Source organism: Anaerocolumna sp. MB42-C2, from assembly GCF_030913705.1.
GTDB lineage: Bacteria > Bacillota > Clostridia > Lachnospirales > Lachnospiraceae > Anaerocolumna.
Map to the genome: position 1 here is coordinate 990,804 of NZ_CP133190.1, position 26,879 is coordinate 1,017,682.

Annotated in this window: 19 protein-coding genes and 1 pseudogene; 5 read left to right on the top strand and 15 right to left on the bottom strand. The window is 37.0% G+C overall.

Going from position 1 to position 26,879, the window contains the following annotated elements; translation table 11 throughout:
- Positions 1-157: 157 nt before the first annotated feature.
- Complete coding sequence (locus tag RBU59_RS04410) at positions 158-2,227, bottom strand: HelD family protein (RefSeq protein ID WP_308146665.1); 2,070 nt, start codon at positions 2,225-2,227, stop codon at positions 158-160.
- Positions 2,228-2,742: 515 nt separating this feature from the next.
- Positions 2,743-4,551: an oleate hydratase gene (locus RBU59_RS04415; protein WP_308146666.1), complete on the bottom strand. Its 1,809-nt coding sequence runs from the start codon at positions 4,549-4,551 to the stop codon at positions 2,743-2,745.
- Positions 4,552-4,780: 229 nt separating this feature from the next.
- Between RBU59_RS04415 and RBU59_RS04420 the strand changes: the two genes are divergently transcribed.
- The 3 genes from RBU59_RS04420 to ilvN all read left to right on the top strand — a co-directional run bounded on the left by RBU59_RS04420 (position 4,781) and on the right by ilvN (position 8,237).
- On the top strand, positions 4,781-5,338 hold the full coding sequence (locus tag RBU59_RS04420; RefSeq protein ID WP_308146667.1) for a TetR/AcrR family transcriptional regulator: 558 nt from the start codon (positions 4,781-4,783) through the stop codon (positions 5,336-5,338).
- A 588-nt stretch (positions 5,339-5,926) separates the two neighbouring features.
- Complete coding sequence (ilvB, locus tag RBU59_RS04425; RefSeq protein ID WP_308146668.1) at positions 5,927-7,687, top strand: biosynthetic-type acetolactate synthase large subunit; 1,761 nt, start codon at positions 5,927-5,929, stop codon at positions 7,685-7,687.
- A gap of 52 nt (positions 7,688-7,739) precedes the next feature.
- Positions 7,740-8,237, top strand: a complete 498-nt coding sequence (gene ilvN / locus RBU59_RS04430) for an acetolactate synthase small subunit (RefSeq protein ID WP_308146669.1) — start codon at positions 7,740-7,742, stop codon at positions 8,235-8,237.
- 221 nt (positions 8,238-8,458) lie between these two features.
- Here ilvN and RBU59_RS04435 read toward each other — a convergent pair whose 3' ends face one another.
- From RBU59_RS04435 to RBU59_RS04465, 7 genes and pseudogenes are all read right to left on the bottom strand, one after another.
- Entirely contained in the window at positions 8,459-9,181 is a 723-nt protein-coding gene (locus tag RBU59_RS04435) for an N-acetylmuramoyl-L-alanine amidase (RefSeq protein ID WP_308146670.1), read from the bottom strand.
- Between the two features lie 172 nt (positions 9,182-9,353).
- Positions 9,354-10,217 (bottom strand): GNAT family N-acetyltransferase, encoded by an 864-nt coding sequence (locus tag RBU59_RS04440; RefSeq protein ID WP_308146671.1) that lies wholly within the window; start codon positions 10,215-10,217, stop codon positions 9,354-9,356.
- 13 nt (positions 10,218-10,230) lie between these two features.
- A pseudogene (gene pyk, locus RBU59_RS04445) lies at positions 10,231-11,649 on the bottom strand (pyruvate kinase); the annotation flags it as partial.
- A gap of 652 nt (positions 11,650-12,301) precedes the next feature.
- A complete protein-coding gene (locus RBU59_RS04450; protein WP_308146673.1) occupies positions 12,302-12,982 on the bottom strand; it encodes an HDIG domain-containing metalloprotein in 681 nt (226 codons plus the stop codon).
- Between the two features lie 257 nt (positions 12,983-13,239).
- A complete protein-coding gene (locus RBU59_RS04455) occupies positions 13,240-15,714 on the bottom strand; it encodes a CoA-disulfide reductase (RefSeq protein WP_308146674.1) in 2,475 nt (824 codons plus the stop codon).
- 299 nt (positions 15,715-16,013) lie between these two features.
- Complete coding sequence (locus RBU59_RS04460) at positions 16,014-16,601, bottom strand: TetR/AcrR family transcriptional regulator (RefSeq protein ID WP_308146675.1); 588 nt, start codon at positions 16,599-16,601, stop codon at positions 16,014-16,016.
- A gap of 84 nt (positions 16,602-16,685) precedes the next feature.
- A complete protein-coding gene (locus RBU59_RS04465; protein ID WP_308146676.1) occupies positions 16,686-17,927 on the bottom strand; it encodes a [Fe-Fe] hydrogenase large subunit C-terminal domain-containing protein in 1,242 nt (413 codons plus the stop codon).
- 280 nt (positions 17,928-18,207) lie between these two features.
- Here RBU59_RS04465 and RBU59_RS04470 point away from each other — a divergent pair, with 280 nt between their 5' ends.
- Positions 18,208-18,399, top strand: a complete 192-nt coding sequence (locus RBU59_RS04470) for a ferredoxin (protein WP_308146677.1) — start codon at positions 18,208-18,210, stop codon at positions 18,397-18,399.
- A 247-nt stretch (positions 18,400-18,646) separates the two neighbouring features.
- Here RBU59_RS04470 and sufU read toward each other — a convergent pair whose 3' ends face one another.
- The 5 genes from sufU to sufC are packed head-to-tail and all read right to left on the bottom strand — an operon-like array spanning position 18,647 to position 23,625.
- A complete protein-coding gene (sufU, locus tag RBU59_RS04475; protein ID WP_308146678.1) occupies positions 18,647-19,075 on the bottom strand; it encodes a Fe-S cluster assembly sulfur transfer protein SufU in 429 nt (142 codons plus the stop codon).
- Positions 19,065-20,294 (bottom strand): cysteine desulfurase, encoded by a 1,230-nt coding sequence (locus tag RBU59_RS04480; protein ID WP_308146679.1) that lies wholly within the window; start codon positions 20,292-20,294, stop codon positions 19,065-19,067. The genes sufU and RBU59_RS04480 overlap by 11 nt, the downstream gene beginning before the upstream one ends.
- A complete protein-coding gene (locus RBU59_RS04485) occupies positions 20,287-21,381 on the bottom strand; it encodes a SufD family Fe-S cluster assembly protein (protein ID WP_308146680.1) in 1,095 nt (364 codons plus the stop codon). Before RBU59_RS04485 ends, RBU59_RS04480 begins: the two co-directional genes overlap by 8 nt.
- 27 nt (positions 21,382-21,408) lie before the next feature.
- On the bottom strand, positions 21,409-22,821 hold the full coding sequence (gene sufB, locus RBU59_RS04490) for a Fe-S cluster assembly protein SufB (protein ID WP_308146681.1): 1,413 nt from the start codon (positions 22,819-22,821) through the stop codon (positions 21,409-21,411).
- A 57-nt stretch (positions 22,822-22,878) separates the two neighbouring features.
- Positions 22,879-23,625 (bottom strand): Fe-S cluster assembly ATPase SufC, encoded by a 747-nt coding sequence (gene sufC / locus RBU59_RS04495; protein WP_308146682.1) that lies wholly within the window; start codon positions 23,623-23,625, stop codon positions 22,879-22,881.
- Positions 23,626-23,856: 231 nt separating this feature from the next.
- Between sufC and cooS the strand changes: the two genes are divergently transcribed.
- Complete coding sequence (gene cooS / locus RBU59_RS04500; protein ID WP_308146683.1) at positions 23,857-25,998, top strand: anaerobic carbon-monoxide dehydrogenase catalytic subunit; 2,142 nt, start codon at positions 23,857-23,859, stop codon at positions 25,996-25,998.
- 198 nt (positions 25,999-26,196) lie between these two features.
- Here the strand turns inward: cooS and RBU59_RS04505 are convergent, their stop codons facing one another.
- A complete protein-coding gene (locus tag RBU59_RS04505; protein ID WP_308146684.1) occupies positions 26,197-26,583 on the bottom strand; it encodes a hypothetical protein in 387 nt (128 codons plus the stop codon).
- Positions 26,584-26,879: the final 296 nt, after the last annotated feature.

Sequence of the window (26,879 nt, forward strand, 5' to 3'; positions counted from 1 at the left end):
TCTCAGCTTTAATATAATATTATCATGACTCTTTCTATTTAATATATTAAGATTCGAGTGTCAAAAGGTCAATTTTGCTTTTTGAATGAATACCAGCATATATATATTCATAAAATACAGGTTGAGAGAACTTTTAACACCCTAATCCTATAAATGTTTATAATAATTTAGATACATCCCCAACGTAAAGAATACTTAGTTCGTGTAATGCACGAGTTGCTGCAACATACAAAAGCTTCGCGTGGCCATCATCTTCCGGATAGTTGTTACTGGTTGGATTATAAATAAGAACCGTATCAAACTCCAGCCCTTTTGTATACTCTACCGGAAGCACCATAATTCCTTTTTTAAATTCTGCTTTTTCCAGGTCACTCTCCAGGGTGGCAATGCGTTTTCCAAGATCTTTAGCTACAAGCTCTGCTTCCATAGTATTTCTGCATACTACCGCAATGGTATCATATCCCTCCTGCTGCCACTTTTCAATAATCCGTACAGACTGGTCCAGCATATCTTTCTCATCATGGCACTCAGTTACAGATACTTCATTTCCATGCCGTATAATGGGTTCAATCGGATAACTGGAAAATGAGCCCTTTTGTAAAATTTTTTGCGCAAAATTAGATATCTCTACCGTATTTCTATAACTCTTAGATAATATTCCGAAGTTATCTAAGCGGTCTGTTAAAATTAAGTTCTTTAATTCTTCCCAGTCATGGAGTCCATATCCAAAGTGAATATTCTGGGATACATCACCCATAATGGTGAAAGAACAACCCGGAATACAATAATGCAAAACCGAATATGCCATCATACCAAAATCCTGTGCTTCATCCACTACGATATGATGTGCTTCACGAATGGGATCTGTTTCTTTCACACGTTTATACAAATATGCCAGAGCCGCTAAATCATATACATCAAATTCTTTCGTGGAAACATTAATTTCCTGTATTGCTTTATCTTTTTGCCATATTTCTTTTTGTTTTATCAGAAAGTCACTATATATATCATATATGGAAACTTTCCACTTCTTTTCTCCAAACCGTTTCGTATACTCTTTCACTAACTGTTTTTTCATCTCCGGAGTATAACTAATCTCTCTGCCTGTAATCTCATTCTTTAGTTTGTTTAAAACGCGTTGATTTAAGCCGTCTATTTTTGTTTGTATCGATAACCTGGTACCTTCCCCAATGTAACTTTTTATTTGTTCCGAAGAATATAGGAGCTTATCCTCTAAATAAATATCCTCCTGTGGTATCACATCCGCTTCTAACTTACAACAAAATTCTTCTAATGTTTGAAACCAATCATAACTTCCTTTGCGATAGCTCCTTTTATCGCAAGGGATCACTTTGTATTTTTTTTCATTCCAATCTTCATAAAGCAAACGGATAAAGAGCTGCTCCATAGTCATTTGCTTCACACCATGTACATCCAAATCAGGTAACACACCGGTAATATAGTTCAATAAAATACGATTACTCCCAATGATATAAAAATCTTCCGGTTTAAAATCCTCCGCATAGTTATATAGGATATAGGAGATACGGTGCATTGCTACGGTGGTTTTCCCACTGCCTGCAACTCCCTGTACTATCATATTGCGATAAGGAGATTTTCGTATAATATCATTCTGTTCCTTTTGGATGGTTGCTATGATATCACCTAAAACCGCTTCTTTGTTCTTAGCTAAATATTTCGTCAAGAGATCATCATTGGTCACTACTTCGGAATCGAAGTAATCAATCAGCTTTTCTCCATCAATTTCAAAGGTCCGCTTCTTTTTCAAATCAATGGTAATTTTTATTTTATCCGGAGCTATATAAGAGCATTCACCAAGTCCATTTTCATAATAAACATTGGCTAAGGGAGCCCGCCAATCGACAACCATAATTGTGGTGGCATCTTTCATAACCCCTCCCTTTCCAATATAGAAAGTCTCTTCTTTCCGGTTTTGGTCTTTGATGTCAATCCGCCCAAAATACGGTTTCTTCAATGCTCGCTGATTTTTACGAAGAGCTGTTTTCATATTTTCATTCATGGTGATTGTGTTTGACAATTCTGTAAATATTTCCGGATCATCCTGCCGATATCGATCATACATATCTTTGATATCTGCACTCATAATTTCAATTTCTTTCATATAAGCATCAATATTTTTCTTAATAATTTTGATGCAATTGTTTAAATATTGCTCTTCCAAAAGACTCTCTGTCTGGTTTGTCATATTGGTAACCTCCTTTTTTTCGACACATTAACTTCGCTATCGTGCAAAATCTATCTTTGTTTTTGCATACAGCCGGTTTTAACTGCCGTTATCCACTGTTTATCAGTTGCAAAGTCTATTATATAGAATAAAAAAAATATTACTAGACTTTATTTTCACGATATGTTATTATTGATACTGAAGTATGGATAAATTTAAGAATTTACACATTATATATGCTATCTGCTTAAGGCAGGCAGCTTTTTTTATTTCATAGGAAAGCACTCCGAACTTCCCCGTGAAATAAAAAGCACTCCAGGCAGGATACACATGAAGCACTTAAGAAAGATAGTACAAAACAAACTAATATAGGTAAAGCTTGCGGTATACGAACGCTGGAACTACAGAGCTTGCCCATTCCTATATCCCATTATTATGTCCAAAAAGAAAGGACGTGCTGCATCCTGACTGAAAAATGTCAGTTTAGCAACACGCCCTTGTTATACCATAATGGTACCTTTATATAATATAAAATTTTATTTACTAAGTGGTGCCTCAGGATGGAGCACTGACACTTTTAACGGAACCGTTTTGTCGCGTCCGAGATACATATGATAGTATGGAGGAAATGAATTTAACAGGTTAATCGCCATCTGTTTCATTTCCTTTATATCCTGAATATTATTAAGTGCCGGAATGTCGTCAATGGTCAGTTTTTCAACTGCCGTTTTTCCTGCAAATTTCTTCAGACGTTCAACAGTATAACGGATATCATATCGTGAGGGATAAACCTCCAATACCTCTTTCTCAAGTCCTGTAAGTTTATAAACAGCTTCCAATCCGGTACGTACTGACATTTCTACCGTAAAAACAACATCTTCCGGAATTTCTACATATTGTCCGAGGAAACCGATATTTTTACAGCCGCAAGGAACATTCTTTGGACGATCCGTTTCTTTTCTCGGCATAAATTGGCTGGTGATATAAGGCATCATACATGTTGAGATATAAGAATGAGAAAGCACCTCATCCTTAATGTCCAACATATTCAGGTGATATAAAAGCTCGGTCATTATCTCGTCGCCGGTGCATTCAAACATAGGTTTCTTAATGTAGTTGCCTTCCTTTTCACCATAACAGCCATATCCCCACATAACCTGCTCATCCTCTTTCTGGTCTAAAAAGAATGGATTATGGTGCAGTTCAAAGGAAATATCCCAGTTAGAATCTAAAATCGTAATTGCTCCACCGGTTCCGGCTTTACTTCCGGTCATTTTTTCAATTCTGTTTACAAGCTCTGTATATCCTTTTATGGTCGGCATAAAAGAAACCCATTTCGTCTTATCAATATGACCGATGAATTTCTCCGGATGCCCAAATTTTTCATGTTTTTTTGCAAGGTTCTGCCAGAGGGTAAAGGCACCGAGATCAGTTGTATCCCGATTTACCGGTGCGGCGGTTTTGTTATCACCAAAAGTACTGTTTGTGGTCATGGAACCATTTGTTACAAATACAAGGTCTTTATCATCCATTTTAATAATGGATTCCTCGCCATTTTGACGGAACAGAATAGCTTTTGCCGTATTGCAGTTATCATCCATTTCAAGATCATAAACAAAACATCCGTATGCAGTTTTAACACCTTTATTGCATAACCAGGTCATAAGAGGCCGGATCATGGAATCATACTCACAATATTTTGTATGAATAATTCCTTCCAGATATTCATGACGTACTTCCAGCGCAAAACGTTCAAAATATCGCTGACATTCTAATGCACTATGATATGTTTTAAATGCAAGACAACTATGAAAGTTTATCCAGCAGCTGCTTTTAAAGAATGATTCCTCGAAAAAATCTGAAATCTTCTTATCTTCCAGCTCCGATTCCGGTAAACTAAGGAAACGCTGCATATCAGCCATATCTTTTGGAGCAAAACGGTAATCATGAACCCTATTATATCTTTGGCCCTGGTTAACTAATACACGGCATTCCGAATGAATCGGCTCATCCCTGTTAAAGTCTACGATATCATCCAGCACTGTGCGGCCTGGATGATCCAGTGATGGAATCTTGCTGTACAGATACCAGAGGCATTCCATATATGGCTCCATTTCACGTTCACCACGGCACAGATATCCAAACTCACTGCGTATACCGTCCATACTTCCGCCTACATCATTGTGTTTTTCTAAAATAGTGATGTTTTCACCGGGTACACCTGCATCATCTACCAGAAAAGCTGCTGCGGCCAGACCTGCAAGACCACCCCCTACAATATATGCTTTTCTTCTTTTGATCCCATCAGGTTTTTTGGCATGGTACATTGTTGAATAAATGTTCATAATTAAACCCTCCTTATAATTAATTATAGGTATTTTAAGGAAACAGCTGCTGCTTCATTACAGATATACTATAATGCATTTCTTTTCGGATTTAAATTAACACTGATACCGAAATGTAAAGATTTTTTACAAATATCGGAGTTTGTAAAAATCCTGAATTTCCATGAATTGTAAAGAGTACAAAAAAGTGTTATGATATTTTATAATGATGATATATAAGGGAGATGATTTGTTGCTGAAAAGTGCAAAAGAAGTCTTGGCGGAATCACTTAAGAAAATGCTTGAAAAAAAGACTCTAAAATCAATAACTGTAAAAGATTTAGTAAAAGACTGCGGTATATCCCGTCAGGCGTTTTATTATCATTTTAATGATATCTACGAGCTTGTGGAATGGATTTTTGTAGAAGAAGCATCCAAAGCGTTAGCTGATAACCGGCATATTGATACCTGGCAGCAAGGTTATTATCATGTGCTTAAAAATATGCGGGATAATAAGCTTCTTGTTGCTAACGTTTACCGTTCCATCAGCCGTGAATACCTGGAAACTTTTATGTATAATGTTTTACACGATGTCATTTATCCGGTTGTTGAAGAACAATCCGCAGGAATGAATGTCGATAATAAACATAAAGAATTTATAGCACATTTCTACAGCCTTGCGGTTGTTGCCATGGGACTGGACTGGGTCCGAAGCGGTATGAAAGAAGAACCGGAAGAAATAGCAGAACAAGTTGCTATTCTGGTCAAAGGTGATTTTAAAAAGTCATTAAAGAAATATGCCCAATAATAGTATGATAATTTTTACAATTCAGCCCCAGGCAAAACTATATCAAACACAAATCAAACTATACATTATATAAAAAATGTTTGACACCTTACGCAGTTCTTGTTATAATTACAAAAAATATAAAAAATAAGAGCGTTGACAAGGAGTAGTACATACTCACCAAAAGCACAGAGAGAAGATGGTTGGTGCGAATCTTCCTGGAGGGGGTAAAGTATGTTTATAGCATACTTAAGCGTAAGCTTTGGAAGTAGCCTTTGAGCTGTGAACCGAACAAGGTAATCTTAAGTAGACTTCACCGGAGTTTCCGCCGTTAAAAGGAAAGCAGTATCAGATAATTACAAGTAATTCTTTGTAATATATCCCGTACTGACTGAGTGCAAGAAATTTTCCTCAGGAGTTTCCTTAGGATATAATCTTGAATCTAGGTGGTAACACGGACTATAATGTTCGCCCTAAGCTTTTTAATAAGCTTAGGGCGTTTTTTTATATTTTAGTTATAGTAAACAGGTGATTGCGAAACAACATAATTAAATGAACCGGATTGTTTTCCGAACCTTAGTTACAGCAGACATAGAAAGGAGCTTTTATATGAAAGTAACAGGAACAGAATTATTCGTAAAAGCATTAAAGGAAGAAGGGGTAACAACATTATTTGGATATCCCGGAGGATGTGTACTTGATATCTTTGATGAATTGTACAAACAAAATGATATTGATATAATTCTGCCAAGGCATGAACAGGCGCTGATTCATGCAGCAGACGGTTATGCCCGCTCCACCGGAAATGTGGGAGTGTGTCTGGTTACCAGCGGCCCAGGTGCCACAAATCTGGTAACCGGAATAGCAACTGCTAATTATGACAGTGTACCTTTAGTATGTTTTACCGGACAAGTACAAACTTATCTGATTGGAAATGATGCTTTTCAGGAAGTGGATATCATCGGTATTACCCGAAGTATCTGTAAATACGGCGTTACCGTACGAAGACGTGAGGATCTGGGCAGGATCATAAAAGAAGCTTTCTTTATTGCATCCACAGGGAAACCCGGACCTGTCGTTGTAGATCTTCCCAAGGACATTATGCTGGAATTAGGCAGTGACAGTTATCCGAAAGAAGCTAGTATTCGAAGTTACAAACCAAATCAAAATGTACACACCGGACAGATCAAAAAAGCTCTGGAAATGATAATAAATTCAGAAAAACCAGTATTTTTAGCAGGCGGAGGTGTAACCATATCACGTGCAAATAAAGAATTTACTAAATTGGCAGAAATAACTAAGGTTCCGGTAGTTACCACAATTATGGGTAAAGGAGCTATTGATACTTCTCACCCTCTCTATATCGGCAATATCGGTATGCATGGAAGTTATGCGGCGAACCAGGTTATCAACGAATGTGATCTGCTCTTCTCTATAGGTACCAGGTTTAATGACAGAGTTACAGGGATGCTGGAGAAATTTGCACCTAATGCAAAAATTGTTCATATTGATATTGACTCCGCTTCTATTTCTAAAAATGTAGTGGTTGATATCCCAATTGTAGCAGATGCAAAACAAGCCATTAAAAAAATGCTGGAAGAATTGTCCTTTTTAAAGGATAGCAGAGATTCAAAATTTTCTGCAGCAGGGAACAGAACTTCCTGGCTAAAGCAAATTAGTGAATGGAAACAGGACCATCCTCTTAGAATGGCAGATGACAAAGGACTGACCCCCCAAAAAATAATAAATAAAATAAATGAGTTATTTCGGACACCCATTATTGTAACTGATGTTGGACAGAATCAAATGTGGACGACACAGTTTTTAGAGATGAAAGAGGGAACCCAGTTACTTACTTCCGGAGGACTTGGCACTATGGGTTATGGATTTCCCGCTGCTATCGGTGCAAAGCTTGGTAATATGGATAAAACAGTTATATGTATCTCAGGTGACGGCGGCATACAGATGAATATACAGGAAATGGCAACTGCTGTCGCACAGGAGCTTCCCTTAATCCTTTGCATCTTTAATAACAGTTGTTTAGGAATGGTTCGTCAGAGTCAGAAGCTGTTTTACGGAAAACGTTACTCTTCTATCTGCTTACGTTCAACTAAGAACTGTAACAAAAACTGCGGTGGAGCTAACAAAAAATGTCCGGTTTATTCACCTGATTTTATTAAGCTTGCCAAAAGTTATGGTGCGTACGGAATAAGAGTAGAAAATGAAAAAGATATAGAACCCGCATTGCTACAAGCTGCAAAAAATACACTGGCACCTACGGTAATTGAATTTATTATCGACAGTGAAGAACTGGTGCTGCCTATGGTACAAGGCGGTAAGCCATTAAATTATATGATATTGGATTGTTAATTCAGTTAATGATAATCATTTATGAAATATATTAAGAAATGAGGTATTAGATATGAAAAAAAGATGGATATCCTTATTGGTAGAAAATGATATAGGTGTACTTGCTAAGATCTCCGGTTTATTTTCGGGAAAATCTTATAATCTGGAAAGTCTTACTGTTGGTACTACGGAGGACCCGACCATATCAAGAATGACTATAGGTTTAAACAGTGATGATATTACCTTTGAACAGATAAAAAAGCAGCTTAACCGTATGGTGGAAGTAATTAAAGTATTGGATTTTACAAATATGTCAACTCATATGAAAGAGATCCTTTTTATTAAAATAAAGAATTGCAGTAAGGAGGATAAAACTGAGATTTTTCAAATCGCAGAAGTTTTTAGAGTATCCGTTACAGATTATGGAATTGACAGCATATTATTGGAATGTGTCCAGACCGAGCCGAAAAATGATGCTTTAATCAGACTCCTTACCAGTCAGTTTAAACAAATCGAAGTGGTCCGGGGCGGAAGTGTTGCAATTGAATCCATTAGTATGACCGACAGGTAAAGGAAATAAAAAGTTATTAATAATTATTTGTGTTTGCCAGCCCTCGTCGTTTATTCTATCCCTGAAATACTTTATTTCAGATATTTACTGAATTCAATAAAATAATAGATACTGTTAAGGAAGTAATTTATCCTTATTGTATCTATTATTTTTAGTTCCTGATATAATCCAGGTATCATATTAATTATCAGTTACAATAAAAGTACTGTACCCTTGTTCTCTTAATTCCTGTTCCAGTTCTGCGCATCATCCATTGTCTGCAGTTCACCAACCTGAACAGCATAATAATCACCCTGAGATACTAATAATACATCATAACCTGCATCAATGAGATTATTCTGTAAATTCTGGGCATTGGATAAAATACGGAACAAACCGACCTGAACCCGGTAGAGCTGACCCTCTTCCGCTTCCTCGCCTAATCCCTCTAATATACCGGAGGCAATTGCATAAGCAATTTCATTAAATTGGTCATCAAACAATTCATTATCCGAGTCCGAATTAATAAATCCCACTTCAACCAGCAGAGCAGGCATCTTCGTTCTCCTAAGTACTGCCAGTTCGGTCCGGACATCAACCCCCAGATCAGTAAATCCGACTTCCTCCAGTTCCTGATTTATGGCTTTTGCAATATGCTGATTAAGTCCGTCCTCTTCATAAATTAATGTCTGAACTCCACTGTAAGTATTTAGTGTAGGACTGGAATTTCTATGAATGGAAACAAATAAATCAGCATTTTCCTCATTTGCCATATAAGCCCTTTCAAGGGGGGAGATATAACTGTCATCAATTCTGGTAAATATTACATCCATACCGCTGTAAGCTAATATTTCTCCGACCGCCAAAGCAAGGTTCAAATTATCATCTTTCTCCAGGCGTTCCCTGTACATAGCGCCATTATCATATCCACCATGTCCTGCATCTATTGCAATTCTATATGCCATGATATCCTCGATACATATTTAAACTTACAATATAATATGCATGTGCCATTGTAAGGTTACTAAACACAAGTAAGGAATAGTCAAAAATTCCTGCCATCACCTCTAAAAGATATTATGCAAACCAAAAAAGACCGAGTAAAACCTTAGTTTTACTTCGATCTTCTACTTCTGTTTATTCTATAAAATATTCATAATAATCATATTGTTTCAGAATTTGAAAACCAACGCTTTGGTATAATAAAAAAGCTCTCTTATTCTCACTTCCTACTTGTAATATAATCGATGACTTTTTGTATTTTTTAACAGTGACTAGAATAAAATTTAATAAAATCCTACCGTATCCTTTTCCCTGATCATCCGGTTTAATACCGAAACCAAAAATTGATGCACTATTTTCACCATAGTTTACATTGCAGATACCCAATAAACTATTTCCCGCATAAAATCCATAACAATGCATTGTTTCCACTGCCATGGCAGTATCAATAATATCAAAGGCCTCTTCCAGTTCAATGTCAAAGATTTCGTGACTTAAATTGACTGCATCCAATCGCTGATCTAAAGTTATTTCATTCAGATTAAAATCGACATGTGTTAACTCTTGACTAATATTATCAGTATCAAGCTTTAAAAGATATTCTGATTTATAATAATTTGTATCATAAGTTTTTAATGCCGCCATACCGCTTTTACTCTCCGGTTCAACCACAAATATAATTTTTTTCACTCCGAATTCACATAATTCAGCTTCTGCGTAGCTGAGTAAAATATCAAAATATCCCTTTTTTCTTTCGGTCGGCAGTGTATAAGCATTTATCTCTGCTTCCTCTTTAAGAGGCTGGAATACGGTAAGAACACTTACTAATTTCTGTTCGTTATACAATAGAAAAAAGCTGTCCATGTTAATATAATAATTAATATCAGATTCCATATATAAGGTTCTTTCCAGCTTTTCCTCTTTCAGACATTCCCTTACCAGGTTATCTATCTCATTTTTTTGCTTTTCATTCAAAACATGAAGTTTTAATACATTCATAACATTAATATTGATTTCCCGCAATATGAACTTTAATTAAATTCGTTGTTCCTGAAACTCTTAATGGTACACCTGCAGTTATAACTGTTAATTCACCTTTTTGCAGATATCCTTTTTCCTCCACTGCATCAATTGCATGTTCAAATAATTCGAAGGTATCTCTTTCTTCGGAAATCAGAATCGGTGTTACACCCCAGGATAAGCTCAGCTGTCTGCATACATGTTTCTCCGTGGTACAACCGATAATCATACAGGCCGGGCGGTAACGGCTAATCATTCTGGCTGTTTTACCCGATTTGGTAACGGTTATGATCATTTTAGCATTTAAATCATGAGCCGTAGTACAGGTTGCATGTGAGATTGCATCGGTAATATCCGGATTTTCCTTATGGTCTAACAAATGGAAACGTTTCTTATAGTCAATATCCTGTTCTGTACGTAAAGCAATACGAACCATGGTCTGAACTGCTTCTACCGGATACAGTCCCGCTGCGGTTTCTCCGGAAAGCATAATGGCGCTTGTTCCGTCATATATTGCATTTGCAACATCCGTTGTCTCTGCTCTGGTCGGCCTTGGATTTTTGATCATGGAATCTAACATCTGCGTCGCTGTAATAACCTGTTTGCCTGCATTGTATACTTTTTTAATAATCATCTTCTGAATTACCGGTACATCTTCACTTGGAATTTCAACTCCCATATCTCCGCGGGCAATCATAATACCATCGGATACAGCAATGATTTCATCTATATTTTCTACGCCTTCCAGGTTCTCAATCTTAGCAATAATATTGGTTGTGGTACAGTTATATTCATCCATAATTCTGCGTATTTCCATAATATCTTCCGCACATCTGGTAAAGGAGGCAGCAATAAAATCATAACCATGCTGAATTCCAAATATAATATCTTCCCGGTCTTTTTGACTGATAAATGGCATAGAAAGCTTAGTTCCAGGCACGTTAACACCCTTATTATCAGATATGGTCCCATCATTATTTACAGTACATATAATATCGGTATCCGTAACGCTGTTAACGTTTAATTCTATTAATCCGTCATCGATTAATACTACGGCACCCGGTTTAATATCATGTACTAAATGTTCATAATTTACATATACACAGGAGGGGGTGCCTTCGATTTGTTTCGTTGTCAGGGTAAAAGTTTGTCCTTTGGTTAATGTTATCTTACTGTCACGAAATTTACCGATTCTTATTTCCGGCCCTCTTGTATCTAATAATGCGGCTATAGGAAGGTCTAATTCTTCCCTTATTTCTATTAACTTATTTAAACGTTTTAAGTGCTCTGTGTGGTCTGAATGTGAGAAGTTAAATCTGGCTACATCCATACCTGATTTAGCTATTTCTCTTAAAACACCCTCGCGATCTGTTGATGGTCCTAATGTACAAATAATTTTCGTTTTTCTCATTTTGTCCTCCTATAATATTATTTGACCTTATGCAATAGTCAGGAACATAAGCAGCTCCATATCAGGAAATGTACTACAAAAGCACATTGATTCATTCTTTGTCGCATTCCGCCTGAAGCTACGGGATTAATAATACACTATTTCATAGAATAAATCCATCAAAAAAAATAATCTATATACTATTTTAACAAATTTATCTTCGAATAATCTTATATTTACAAAATAATTACTTTTACTACTATAGAATGCACAATAAAATTACCGGAATAGGCCCATTTATCACCTGATTTAGTGAAAATATGGAATTGAAAAAAAGAAATTTACAGGACTAAATATATATATTTATTTGATAGAAGTTAATAGAATTGCATATATTGACAAAGATGATAATATATACATAAAATTCATGTATGTTTAATCTTTAAAAATTCTTTGTTACACTACATATTTCAGTTATGTATTTGCTGATTGATAAGTGATTAACATATAGCTTAGCAATCAGCATAATAAATGCTTTAGTGTACTAAAAATTATTGATTTTTATCTTTATTTTCTGTCTTATTATCACTAACCGATGCAGTGGTTTTTAATTGATGATCTTTTTTGTTTATGTTATTTCTTCCTTTGTTATCTTTATTTTTTGCCATAAGTTTTACCTGTCCTTTCCACGTTTATTAACTTTAGAGAGAAATATGTCTATATTTTTTCCCTCTTCTTCCCTGTTGGGATTGAGCCTTCCCAGTCTGTCGCATAAACCTAATAATGCCAATTCATGCAGGTCAACTTTCTGTTTCATTAATTCTATATTACCAAACTGAAGATCTTTCAGTACATACAGAATATGCATATGATATCTGACCAAATTAATTACTTTCTCAACAAACTTTTCTTTGCATGAAAAATACAAAAGAAATTCCTTAGCCAGAGCTTCTCCGGCCGTATCATGGTCATAGGAAGTTATTCTTCCTTTTCGGTATCGAGTCGTATCAGGTTTGCCGATATCATGTAAAAGGGCCGCCCACATAAAAGCTTCAGGATCTTTACTATGATTTCTTCTTCCGGCTGCTTCATCCACTACCAGCATTGTATGATTAAAGGCGTTTCCCTCCGGATGATGAATCGGAGACTGCTCGGTTTCTTTCAGTCTGTTTAACATAGAAAAAGGAGCATCTTTAAATATTTTTTTATTAGATATTTCATTCAAGTAATTAGATGGGCTATCATCTTCTAATAGGTGATGATGAATGTCTATGAAAACGATTATTTTATCATATAAATCCTGCTCATCCACTGTCTGAATTTTATTCATAATACTTAAATAAGTTATCTCCATAAATATCTGCTCCTTTTTCTAGTAAATTATTATTTCCGAGTTTATAAGATATATGCATTCTAATAATTTAAATTTTAATTAATAAAGAGTCTGGTCCGTCATATACAAATTCGGGTATCCCAATCCATTTCTCTTATGCACATTACCGCTCCTACATTATCAGCAATGTAACCCATGGATCATGATACCCGAATTAAATTTATTATAAAATATTAAAAACTTTGATGATTATTGGCTTTAGGCCGGAATAAAATATATTATGAGATAAATAAGGACATATCGGATTCCTCTGCATTTGCAAGCATAGCAGCCGCACCGCCGGGTTTCACTCCAGAAATCAGCTCTTCCATTTTAATTCCCATAACATCCATACTCATAGTACAGGCTATTAGTTCAACTCCATTATCAATGGATGCCTGTATTAGGCTTTCCAGACTGTCTACATTTTTATTTTTCATTACAGTACGAATCATTTTAGCCCCCATACCACCCATATTCATTTTGGATAAGGATAATTTCTTACTTCCTCTGGGCATCATAAATCCAAACATTTTACTGATAATATCCTTTTTTACAGGTACTTTCTCCGGTTTTCTTAAAATATTTAATCCCCAGAAAGTGAAAAACATACTGACTTTCCGCCCCATTGCGGCAGATGCATTGGCAATTACAAAAGAAGCGATTGCTTTGTCCAGATCACCGGAAAATACAATTATATTCTTATTATTTCCTTCCGAGGGAATATCCCTGCAATCCTTATCCGCTTGCTTATTTATACAGCCTTTCTGAATGACTGCCTTAGCTATTCCTCTTTCTGAATTAATACCAATAAAAGTATTTCCCGTTCTTCTGCACCAAGCTTCTACATCTGCAGCAAAAGCTGTATCTGTTGTAGATATTTCAATAATATCCTCTTCTTCTGCCTCCTTGACAGCTTGGGCTAATTTCATAATAGGACCGGGACACTGTAATCCGCAGGCATTAAGTTCAATTACTTTTTTGTCCGGTTTCCGGCCGGTAATAGCTGCGGCTGATACTATTTCTTCCTCGGCGGCTCTTTCTTCATCCCGGGTAACCATAGTTATTTTATCAAAAATACTATGATATAAACGATAACCACCGGATAAATTATAACATTCATATCCATGCTGTTCCAGTATTCTGCATGCTATATACCCACGTAATCCGATTTGGCAGGTTACGTATACCGGTTTTGATTTATCCAGTTTCGTTAAATTATCGCGTAATTCATCCAGGGAAATATGCCTGAATCCGTCTATGGTTCCATTGTCGTATTCAAGTTCCGTACGAACATCCAATAAAGTGACACTGCCATCTCTGGGAAGTTTCTCTACATCATGCCAATGGAATAGTTTCACTTTATTTCTTAATATATTTTCTGCTGTAAATCCTGCCATATTTACCGGATCTTTCGCAGAAGAAAAAGGCGGAGCATAAGCTAATTCCAATTCAGTCAGATCGTATACGGTCATCCCTGCACGCATGGCAGTTGCAAGCACATCCATTCTTTTATCTGCACCATCATATCCCACGATCTGCGCACCGATTACTTTACCATCATCTTTTTGAAAAATCAGCTTTATAGACATACCAACAGCTCCGGGATAATACGATGCATGAGAATTGGAATAAGTAAATGATTTCTCATAATTAAGATTTAATTGTTTTGCTCTTGTTTCTGTAATCCCTGTTGTTGCTATCGTCAAGTCAAAACATTTTAAAATTCCTGTTCCCTGGGTTCCTTGATAAGAGCTGTTTATGCCGCAGATATGATCGGCCGCTATTCTTCCCTGTTTATTGGCAGGCCCTGCGAGAGGAATAAAGCCTGCTTCTCCCGTTACAAAGTCTCTGATTTCAATCGCATCTCCCACCGCATAAATATCCTTATCGGAAGTCTGCATATGCTCATTAACCAGGATAGCCCCCCTGTTATTTACCGATAAACCGGCATCTACCGCAAGAGAACTTTCAGGTCTTACACCAACCGACATTATAACCATATCGGTAATGATTTCTTTTGTGCCAAGAAATACCTTTAGTTTATTTTCCTGATTTTGTATTTCCTTAACTCCGTCTTTCAGAATTAGATTTACCCCTTTGCTTCTGATATGGTTATGAACGTCTGCTGCCATATCAAAATCAAGGGGAGCAATAACATGATCCGCAAATTCCACAACAGTTACTTTAAGGCCTGCGTTATGAAGGTTTTCTGCCATCTCAATCCCGATATAACCGCCTCCGACTACAACCGCTGAACGTACATCTTCCTTATCAATATAATCCTTAATTTTGTAAGTGTCCGGAATATTGCGCAAGGTGAATACCTTTGGATTGTCGGCACCTGCTATAGCAGGTTTTGCCGGCTCGGCACCGGGGGATAATATTAATTTGTCATAACTTTCTTCATAGGTTTCATTGGTTTTCAAATTTTTTATTGTTACTATTTTGTTCCTTTTGTCAATATGAGTTACTTCCTGTAGAACTCTTACGTCGATTCGAAACCTGCTATGAAAACTCTCCGGTGTTTGTAAAGTAAGTGCATCTTTATCAGTAATATCCCCACCGATATAATAAGGCAGACCACAATTGGCAAATGAAATATATTCACCGCGTTCAAAGATAATTATCTGGGCATCTTCATTTAACCTTCTAAGACGCGCCGCAGCAGAAGCTCCCCCTGCCACTCCACCAACAACAATGATTTTATTCATATTTACCTCCATTAGTAAGTTGATTCCGTTTGTCATAAATCTGTGATAAGATCCTAACCTGTGGAATGCAACTTTTTGTAATTTATTTTATAGGGATATCTTATCATCTTAACATGGAGGAATCCGTGACTATGTCACCTATAGAGATTAGCATTGGCAAATAAGAAAGAGTCTGGCGCGTCATGCGCATCCTGCCGGTCGGGCTTTTTATTGCATAGGGAAGTTCGGAGAACTTTCTATGCAATAAAAAAGCTGCCAAAGACATGATATCCGGCAGCATTCAAATAATTAAATTCCTATTATTTTGAGAAAGCATCCAAAATCTGATTCAAGGTTGATAATGTTCTTTCCTTTAAAGAAAACCGGCGGCCATCCATTTTCCATTTCATACATATCATAATAATGGTCCCGAATATTTCATCCGGAATATAATCAAGCTCAACAGCAGGATTAATTTCTCCCACTTTCTTTGCTTCTTCAAATAATTCTTTTAAATATTCCGTACGGTTCTTAATAATGCAATTTACTTTATCCTCCAGTAACTGTTCATGTCTTAATTCATCGAAATTCAATAAAATTGAAGTAATCGCCGGATAGTTTTCATAATATTCGACATGTGAACGGATAAGGAAATTAATTGCTTCCCTGGGCGGAAGTTTCTTCAGTTTAACTGACTGAAAGATATCATGGTCAAATTCCGAAAAATTTTCTAAAACTGCAAGCAGCAATTCGTTTTTACTTTTAAAGTGCCTGAATATAGTAGCTTCTGAGACACCCTCCCTTTTGGCAATCTCTCTGGTTGATAATCTTTGTAAACCCAGTTCATCAATGATTTCAATCGTTGTAATAATAAGTCTTTCTTTTCTATGTAGTAAATTGTCCTGCATACTCATACCTCCCCTGTAAATCCATTTTATCTTTTGATTGCTTTTCTCGTCTTAATAGGGCTGTACAAACAGCCCATATCAGATTCAACTGAACTCTCTGGTGAAAATATCACTGTGTTCCAAAAGACTTTCTACCGTATCAAATCCCAGCCTGTGCAGTAATTCAATTACATATGGGTTGTCAATAGGGGTAGGAAAGTTAGCCAAATCGCCGTATTCATTGACATGTTTTTTCCCTTCCTGTTGATCAATCATAACTTTAGGTCCGCCAACGCAGCCACCGTTGCAGCCCATTCCCTCAAAGAAATTAGCATTCGTTTTTCCTTCTTTAAGTTGATTAATCATCTCACGGCATGCCGGTACTCCATCTGCCTGCTGGGTCCGTATATGAATTTTACGATTCGGATTTAGGCGTTCCACAGTTTTCTCAACTGCTTCACTGACACCTCCTGTTCTGGCATAAATCCTGCCTGCTCTTGAAGAATGGTCTTTTTCGCTCTCTTTCATTTTGGAGGGATCAATATGCGCAAATTCAAATATATCATGTACTTCCTGGAAAGTTAATACGTAATCCACCGCATCTGCAATATCTTTTTCCCTGGCTTCTGCTTTTTTAGCCAGACATGGTCCGATAAATATAGTAATTGCATCCGGGTGCAGTACTTTAATCGTTCTTCCGCTGGCTATCATAGGTGATACTGCTCCGGGTACATGAGGCATCAATTCATTATATACTTTTCTTATCATAGCAATCCACATAGGGCAGCAGCAGCTGGTCAGCTGATAATCCGATTCGGTAAGTATATTTTTATCAAATTCCAATGCTTCCTTTAATGTCAGTATATCTGCAAAAAGAGCAACTTCAATCATACCCGCGAAACCCAGCTTTTTAAATGCGGTACGCAGTTTACCCGGTGTAACATCCTTACTGAATTGTCCTAAAAATGCAGGAGCAATCAATGCATAAACCGGTCCTTTTGCTGAACGGATTGCTTCCAGCGCAGGTAATATATCCCTGCTTGCAGTCAATTTTTCGGATTTACAATTATCTATACATGCATAACATCCCACACATTGATCTTTATCAATCGTAATAACACCATCTTTGTCCTTTGTGATTGCATTAAATATACAGCTTTCCGAACATGCAGAGGGCTTATCCGGCGGGCAGTCGCAGTTGCCTATTTTAATGACCGGAGCATATTTATCAGGATTTAACAAACAGTCCAGATGATGGGGATCATAATCCTGCAAGTCTGGTTTTTTATCATTATTTATTAAAGATTCTTCAACTAATCTGCGGTATAACTCTTCAAATGTTGTCATACATATTCCTCCTTAAATTACACTGGAATTATTATATCACATATAAAGGAATATCATTTATTAATTAAGTATAAATATTTTATTTTTACGTTAATCTATCAAAATTTACAAATTTTATCAGATTTAACAAATTCTATTTATTGTCAATAAATATGGATTCTGATAAAATTATTTTGTAAATGTACTTATTTTAGCTATTTTTTTCTTATACTATGCCATTTGGAATGAGGGGTATCGCCATGACTTATGGCAAATAAATAATAAAATGGAGGACCAAGTTATGAGAGCGGTAATTGCCAAAAAAGGATGTATTGGATGTGGCTTATGTACAGACATCTGTCCCACAGTATTTAAAATGTCAAAAGAAGCATATGCTGAAGTTTATGCAGAAGAAGTGTCGCAGGAAAATAGAAACGAAGCAATAGAAGCCAAAGAAAATTGTCCGGTTTCTGTAATTAAATTAGAAGATTAAGCAACTGATTCGTTAATTCGAATACATAATATTTTTCTTAAAAAAATATACCTGATTTAAAAATAACATAAAATTCATAATAAGTTACAATTATACTTAAATATTTATATTTAGTATAACTTTAAATCAGTACATAAACTTATTTCCATGATAATTTATATCATAAAATTAGAGCCTGTTTTCATCAGGGTATTTATTGGATAATTAATTCTTTGTACCCTCAAGCAAAAAACAGGCTCTATAGCTATTAACTGGTTTCAATGCAATCTTTTAGGGTATGCCAGCCTAAAACAGCACATTTTACTCTTGCAGGCATATGTGAGATATCTTTTAGAACTACAGCATCTTCTAAAATCTCCAGTTTTTCTTCCTCCGTAATCTCCTGCTTAATCATAGCAAAGAAAGTATCGGCCAAACTTTTAGCTTCTTCTACCGGTTTTCCTTTAATCAAGTCTACCATGATAGAAGCCGATGCCTGGGATATGGCACAGCCGCTGCCAGTAAACCCGGCATCTTCTATTACACCGTTTTTTAAGCGGATTTCTAATTGTATTTCATCTCCGCAATTTGGATTCACTCCATTTCGTGTCATGGTCGGATTATCTATGTGGTGCTTATTCCGCTTGGAATTCATATGCTCGTGTAAAACCTCGGTATATATTTGTTCAATTCCCATAACCTAACCATCTCCTTACTTTTTTGAGACTTTGGATAAATAGATCAATTTCCTCTTTTGTATTGTAAAAATAAAAGCTGATTCTGCAGGTAGCCGGAACTTTCAAATATTTCATTAATGGCTGGGCACAGTGATGTCCTGCCCGAATGGCTATTCCATCACCATCCAGGATGGATGCAGTATCATGGGGATGTATTCCGTCTACGTTAAAGGAAATAACGCCGCTTCTTTTGCCATTATTGGCTTTATCGCCGTAAATAGTTATATCCCAAAGTTTATTCAGTTCCTCTAAAGCATAACCGGTTAGTTCCTCCTCCGTCTTTTGTATGGTTTCATAACCGATTTGATTAATATATTCCATAGCGGCAGCTAATCCCACAGCACCGCCTACATTGGGAGTTCCTGCTTCAAATTTATGAGGAAGCGGTGCAAAGGTTGCAACCTGTTCGGACACATATTCTATCATTTCACCTCCGGTTAAAAAGGGAGGCATGGCATTTAATAATTTCTCTTTTCCGTATAATACCCCGATTCCCATGGGTGCCAGCATCTTATGTCCGGAAAAAACAAGAAAATCTACATCCAGCTGCTTTACATCCACCGGATAATGGGGAATTCCCTGGGCTGTATCCAAAACAACTACTGCACCAACACTATGGGCTTTTTGTATTATTTTTTCAATAGGATGTATTGTACCCAGAACGTTGGATACATGAGCAACCGAAACAATCTTAGTGTTTTCAGTTATTTTCTTCTCCAAATCCTCCTCTAAGATATGACCCTCTTCATTCAGATAAAGATAAGTTAAAACTGCACCTTTTTCTTTAGCTGCCTGCTGCCACGGAATAATATTACTGTGATGTTCCGATATGGATAAAACTATTTCATCTCCGCTATTTAAAACTGATCTACCGTAGCTATAGGCAATCAAATTCAACGCCTCCGTGGTGTTCTTTGTAAAGATAACTTCGCTTGGGTTATCTGCATGAATAAATTCAGCTGCCACTTTCCTGGCCCTTTCATAAGCATCCGTAGCCTCCACACTTAGTTCATACAATCCCCGGTATGGATTGGCATTATGTTTTTGGTAATATTCCCCTTCTGCTTTTAATACAGAATTTGGTTTTTGACTGGTAGCCGCATTGTCCAGATAAATAAGTGGTTTTCCATGAAATGTACTATTAAGTATGGGAAAATCTTTTCTAAACTGATTATACATGACTTAACCTCCTTTTCACATATTCAGTAATATCCGACCTCAGAAAGGAGAAAGGAATTTCACTGATAACCGGGTCAAACCAGGCCTCTATCATGAGTTTTTTTGCAGATATTTCATCGAGTCCTCTGGACATCATATAAAACAACTTATTTTCATCTATCTTTCCGCTGTTAGCAGCATGTTTCCCTTCAACATTCTCTTCTGCGCATAAAATTAATGGTGCTGATATGTTCCTGATCTTCGGGCTGAATAACAGGGTATTTTCCCTTTCCTGCCCTATGGAACCGGAAGCTCCTTTTTTAAAATCCAGCGTGCCCTTGAATACTTTACTGCTATGGTCAAGTAAAGCACCGTTCATTGTTATCTTGCTTTGTGTCATTTTGCCAATGTGATTTACTACATAGTTAAAGTCCAGTGACCGGTTAAAATCACCAAAAAATATGGTACTAATATCCATATTGCTGTTATCTCCTGATAAATCAGCATATACACTGCTTATGGACTTAAAACTTCCTAATTCACTCTGGTTATAATGAATTGTGCCGCCGTCCAGCTTAGCACATACGTTATTTAAATGATTTGCCTTATCTCCGAGCAATTGTACCTGGATTAAGTTTATAACTGCGTTTTTGCCTGCATAAAGATAAGTTACTCCGCTATGAAACATTGTTTCATCTTCTTCGGAACGGTAAGAAAGAACAACCGTAATTTCACTGTTCTCTTCTGCTATAATATGATTCAAATCTACAACAGTAGAATTATCTTTCTCCAACCGGTAATCTAAATAGATTGGTTCTTTTACCTTAGTACCTTCCGGTATACGAAGCGATATACCACTGTTTTTATATTCTTTCACAAATTTGATTGCGTCCTCTCCCATTCCGGTATTTATGGATGCTATCAAAGTTTCGGAATTAAGATTATCGGTCAGTATTAAACTGTCCGGCAGTGTTTTACCGGATTTGAATGGTTCTTTATTATATGCCGTAATCTCCGGTATGTTTTCCTTTAAGGATACCTCATTGATACCCAGCCAGCTCCATGTTCTGACGGGAAGTTTATTCATATTATTTAATTGTAAATTCATAGGTTTTCCTCCTTGTTATCAGAACCTTTAACCGATACTGCCTTCCATCTCCAGTTGTATTAAGTGATTCATCTCTACAGCATATTCCAAAGGCAGCTCTTTCGCAATTGGCTCCGCAAATCCATTTACAATCATAGCTCTGGCTTCTGTTTCACTTAACCCTCTGCTCATGAGATAAAAAACGGTATCATCACTGATTCTTCCTATCTTAGCCTCATGGCCGATATCAACTTCATCATTTCTGATATCCATGACCGGTATGGTATCCGACCTGGAATTACCGTCCAACATAAGGGATTCACAGGATACGGAAGATTTACCATGTGAAGCAGCATCCTCGATGATTACAGCACTCCGGAACGTACTCCATCCTCCATCTTTGGAAATAGATTTGGCATTCATATGGGATGAGGTATTAGGTGCCTTATGCACTACCGATACCCCGGTATCCAGGTTCTGTCCTTTACCTGCAAAAGTAATACCGGTATATTCCATTTTTGAATTTTCGCCGTTTAATATGCTGGTAGGGTAAAGGTATGAAACATGGGAGCCAAAAGAACCGGATACCCATTCCATGGTTCCTCCTTTATCCACTATCGCCCTTTTCGTATTTAAATTGTACATATTCTTAGACCAGTTTTCTATGGTGGAATATCGCAATCTGGCATTTTCCCCAACATATAATTCAACACAGCCGGCATGCAGATTGGCTACATTATATTTTGGTGCGGAACATCCCTCTATAAAATGCAGGCTGGCTCCCTTATCAACTATTATTAAGGTATGCTCAAACTGTCCGGCTCCCGGTGCGTTTAATCTGAAATACGACTGCAGCGGGATTTCTACGGATACCCCGGGTGGTACATATACAAAAGAGCCCCCTGACCAAACCGCGCCGTGTAAGGCTGCGAATTTATGGGTATCCGGTGTAACTAACTTCATAAAATGTTTTCTGACCATATCTTCGTACTCACGTAAAGCACTCTCCATATCCGTATAAATGACACCTAAACTTTTTACTTCCTCTCTTACATTATGATAAACTACTTCGGAATCATATTGGGCACCTACTCCGGCCAGAGAAGTCCTTTCCGCCTGGGGTATTCCAAGGCGTTCAAACGTATTTTTAATATCCTCCGGTACCTCTTCCCAACTTACCTGCATCTTTGTATCAGGCCGTATATAAGTAACAATATCCTCCATATTTAAATCCGAAAGACTTGGTCCCCATCCCGGAAGTTCCAGCCGCTGATATACTTTTAAGGATTCCTGGCGGAAATCCCTCATCCATTTTGGATCGTTTTTTTCTAATGATATGGTATTCACAATACCAAATGTAAGTCCCCTTTTCGAAGTAAAAGAAGCTTTGACCTGATCTTTGATATCATAAATACTCCGGTCTATATCTTCAATATAGGTTTTATTCTTTTCTAAATCCATAACGAATTCCCCTTTCTGATTTGATCCGATATAAGTAATTGTAAAGTTTGCAGTTACCTATATCGCAGGTGTAAATTCCCGGAATCCGTATCTATTTACCCGCTCAATCAGGGAGACATCTCCAGACTTTATTATAGTTCCGTTTTGCAGGATATGTACCCTGTCCACCGGCAGATATTCCAGTATTTTTGTATTATGGGTTATTACAACAATAGAATTTTTATTATTTTTGAAGGTTTCTACACCCTTGGAAACTATTTTGACAGCATCCACATCCAGTCCGGAGTCTGTTTCGTCCAATATGGCAAGCTTCGGATTCAATAAAAGCATTTGCAGGATTTCTGATTTTTTCTTTTCTCCGCCTGAAAAACCCACGTTCAGATATCTGGTGGCATAATCTTTATCCATATTTAGGTTTTCCATCGTTTTACCTAGTTCTTTTTTAAAAGCCATTATACGAATGGATTTACCGGTAACCGCTGATTGGGTGGTCCTTAAAAAATTCTCCAAAGTGATACCGGATAATTCCTCCGGATTCTGAAAAGAAAGGAATATTCCCTTTTTAGCCCGGACATCAGCTTTTTCCTCTGTAATATTCTCTCCCTCAAAATAGATGTTTCCCTGGTTTACTTTAAACCCTGGATGTCCCATAACGGCATAACCTAAGGTTGATTTACCGGCGCCGTTTGGACCCATTATTACATGAACTTCTCCCTGATTCACCGTAAGATTTAAGTTATTTAATATAATTTTACCTTCTGCACTTACCTGCAGATTATTTATTTCCAATAGTTTATTTGGCATTGCTTCCACCTGTTTTCCTTTCCTTAAAACTTTGGACGAATTAATTGTCATGATTTTAATTCCCACTATTTTAATTCCTACTATTTTAATCCCTATTATAATACTCGGATATAATAAATGCAATAGTTTCCTGAAATTTTCTTTTGATCTTTATTTTAATCAAGATCAAAAGTATAAAATCAATTTGATTGACAAAACCTAATGACAAATAATCCCTTAGGAGGAATCATTATGTCTGATAAAAATATAATGGAATCATTTGAAAACAGCGCAAAAACCATGCGCGGAGATAATACGACCTTTGGCGGTAAACTTACCAATGAAGCATCCAATGATCCCAATACTCACACGGATATCCATAACCGTATTCAAGTGGATTACGATATTATTGAGGGATCGCCGTCCATGAAAGAAGTCCATAAATGGCAAAGGGAACATATAAAAAAAGACGATCAGTCAAAAGAGGGTTACCCGTTAAATGTTATTATCGATCCGGCAATGCGTGAAATGTATAAAGTAGTTCATGATGCCGGAATGACCAATGTATTTGATCGTTTCAGTCAGCAGCAGCCAATACAGTGTAAGTTTTGTATTGAGGGCCTGTCCTGTCAGTTATGTGCTAACGGTCCCTGTCGAATTAACGATAAAGTCCCCAGGGGTACCTGCGGTGTAGATGCCCATACCATGGTTGCCAGAAATTTTGTATACCGCCATGTTACCATTGGTACTTCCGCAAATATTTTCCACTGCGAACAGGCTGCCAGAACCCTAAAAGCTGCCGGTGAACATCCAGGCAGCGGATTAAAGATAAGAGATTCTGAAAAATTAAAAAAATATGCAAATATGGCTGGTCTGGATACCAGTGAATCCATTCAGAAACTGGCCGTTCATTTTGCCCAATGGGTAATGGATGATATTCATCTGCCTTATTATGAACCGTCAAAAACCGTGGAAGCATTTGCTCCGACTAAAAGAAAAGAACTCTGGAAAGAACTGGAGCTTTTTCCTGGTGGCGGATATAGTGAAATTGCTTACGCCCAGACCAGGTGTATGACAAACTTTAACTCAGATCCGGTTGAATTCCTGTTAAACAGTGTACGACTTGGTGTTGCAAATGAATATCAAGGTCTGTTCCTTCTTGATATTATTCAGGAAATCCTTATGGGAACTCAGGAAATAACAGAAAAGCATCAGAATATGGGCTTGTTAAAAGAAAATATGGTTAATATTGTAACTAACGGCCATATGCCTTTATTAGCTCATGTTGCCATTGATATGGCTTCCACGAAAGAATGGCAGGCTAAGGCAAAAGAAGCCGGTGCAGATGGAATCCAGATATTGGGCCATGTCTGCGAGGGACAGCAGTTAATGAACTATGAAGGAACCCATAATCAAAGCGGATACGGCGGGCAGGAAGGAGAATGGCTGTCCCAGGAATACCTGCTTGCAACCGGGGTCGTTGATATGTTTATGTTTGATTACAACTGTACGGTACCTACCATGCCGTTATTTGCAAAACGTTTTGGTACTAAACTTCTAAGCACTCATCCTGTAATAAAACTACAGGGTACCGAAACCTTGGACTTTATTCCTGAAAAAATGGAGGAGCAGGCAGCAAAGGCACTGGATATGGCAATTGAAACCTTTAAAAAACGTAAATCAGAAAAACGTAAAACCTATATTCCTCCCTACAAATCAAACTGTACTGTCGGTTTTAGTACCGAATCGGTGCGTAATGCTTTAGGCGGAAGTTTTGATCCTTTAATCGAGCAGATAACAAACGGTAATATTCGTGGCATTGCAACCATTGTCGGCTGTACTACCGCACGTTTCGGACAAGGCGGCAGTAATATTTTTAAAATCACAAAAGGTTTAATTAAAAATAATATACTTGTTTTATCAGGCGGATGTACTTCCTCTGTTATGGAATACACCGGATTAACAGATCCTAAAGCTGCAGAGGAATGCGGAGATGGCCTGAAAGCAGTGTGTAAAAAATTAGGCATCCCCCCAGTTTTATCTTATGGTGCCTGTGTTGATATCGGTAAAATGACACATACCGCTAAAGAACTGGCTGATGCCCTAAACATTGATACCAATAAACTACCATTAGTAATCGGTGCTCCGGAATATCTGGAACAAAAAGCCGTGGCCGATGCCTGCACTGCAGTTGCTCTTGGCTGGCTCGTTCATGTAGCTCCCGTTCCATCCATTACAGGCAGCGATGTTGTCGTAAAAACTTTAACAGAAACAACGGAAACCCTTGGTCTTGGTAAAGTTGTGGTTGAACTGGATGCTGAAAAAACCATTCAAATTTATGTAGATCACATTGAAAAAAAACGGAAAGAACTGGGACTTAGCAGTTTTGCATAGAATCGGTTTCTTTTAGGTGGGCTTAGCTTAACGTCAGTTTTGTTAATACAAAGGGCTGTTGTATAATCTACCAGGCAGTATACTTGTAGTTGTAATAAGCGGGATATGTTTTTATGTTTTCCCACATAGTCTGTCTTACTATTGTACTGAATGAATTATACAAAAGCCCTTAGCTCATAAAAATTCTATCTATACTTTTTATTTTTGTCTTATCTTTTTATAAAGATATAAAACGAATTGGATCATTAAACCGGATAGGAAACCTATAATTAACCAGGCAAGATAAGACATAAATCCAGTCAGATCCCCCCATCCGTTGGTGTCTTTAATAAACATGGCAAATAAATTAATAAATCCAATTATAATCCCCGAAAAATAAATAATAACAGCAAGCTTTAAACGAAAATAAATCAATACAGCGGTGATTCCTCCTAATATCAAGGAGAGAATGCTATAAGCAATGACATTCTGCAATATCACAGCATGTATAAGCACAAATCTCACTCCTATTAGAAGCAATAGAAAATTAATCAATGCAATAAAAAATCCAATTATCAAACTATATTTAGTATTTTTTTCTTTCATCCGGGCTCCTGTTCATTTAGAGCATTAATCTCCATTTAAATGATTTAATTTTTATTATCCTTTATACAGGTAAATTAATTTCTACATTTTATCAAATGATTCACTATACGTACAATATGATTATACAATATTTTAACGAATAACAAAATATAAACTGCTTTTTCCATTAAGATACAATAAGAGATTTCCGTTACTGTTCATGGAATTGCTGCTTTTTGCAGGGGAGTGTACAATAACAGATTTCCAACAAAAGAGAGCTGCTATAAATTACATATTAACAGCTCCCTTTGTTTAAC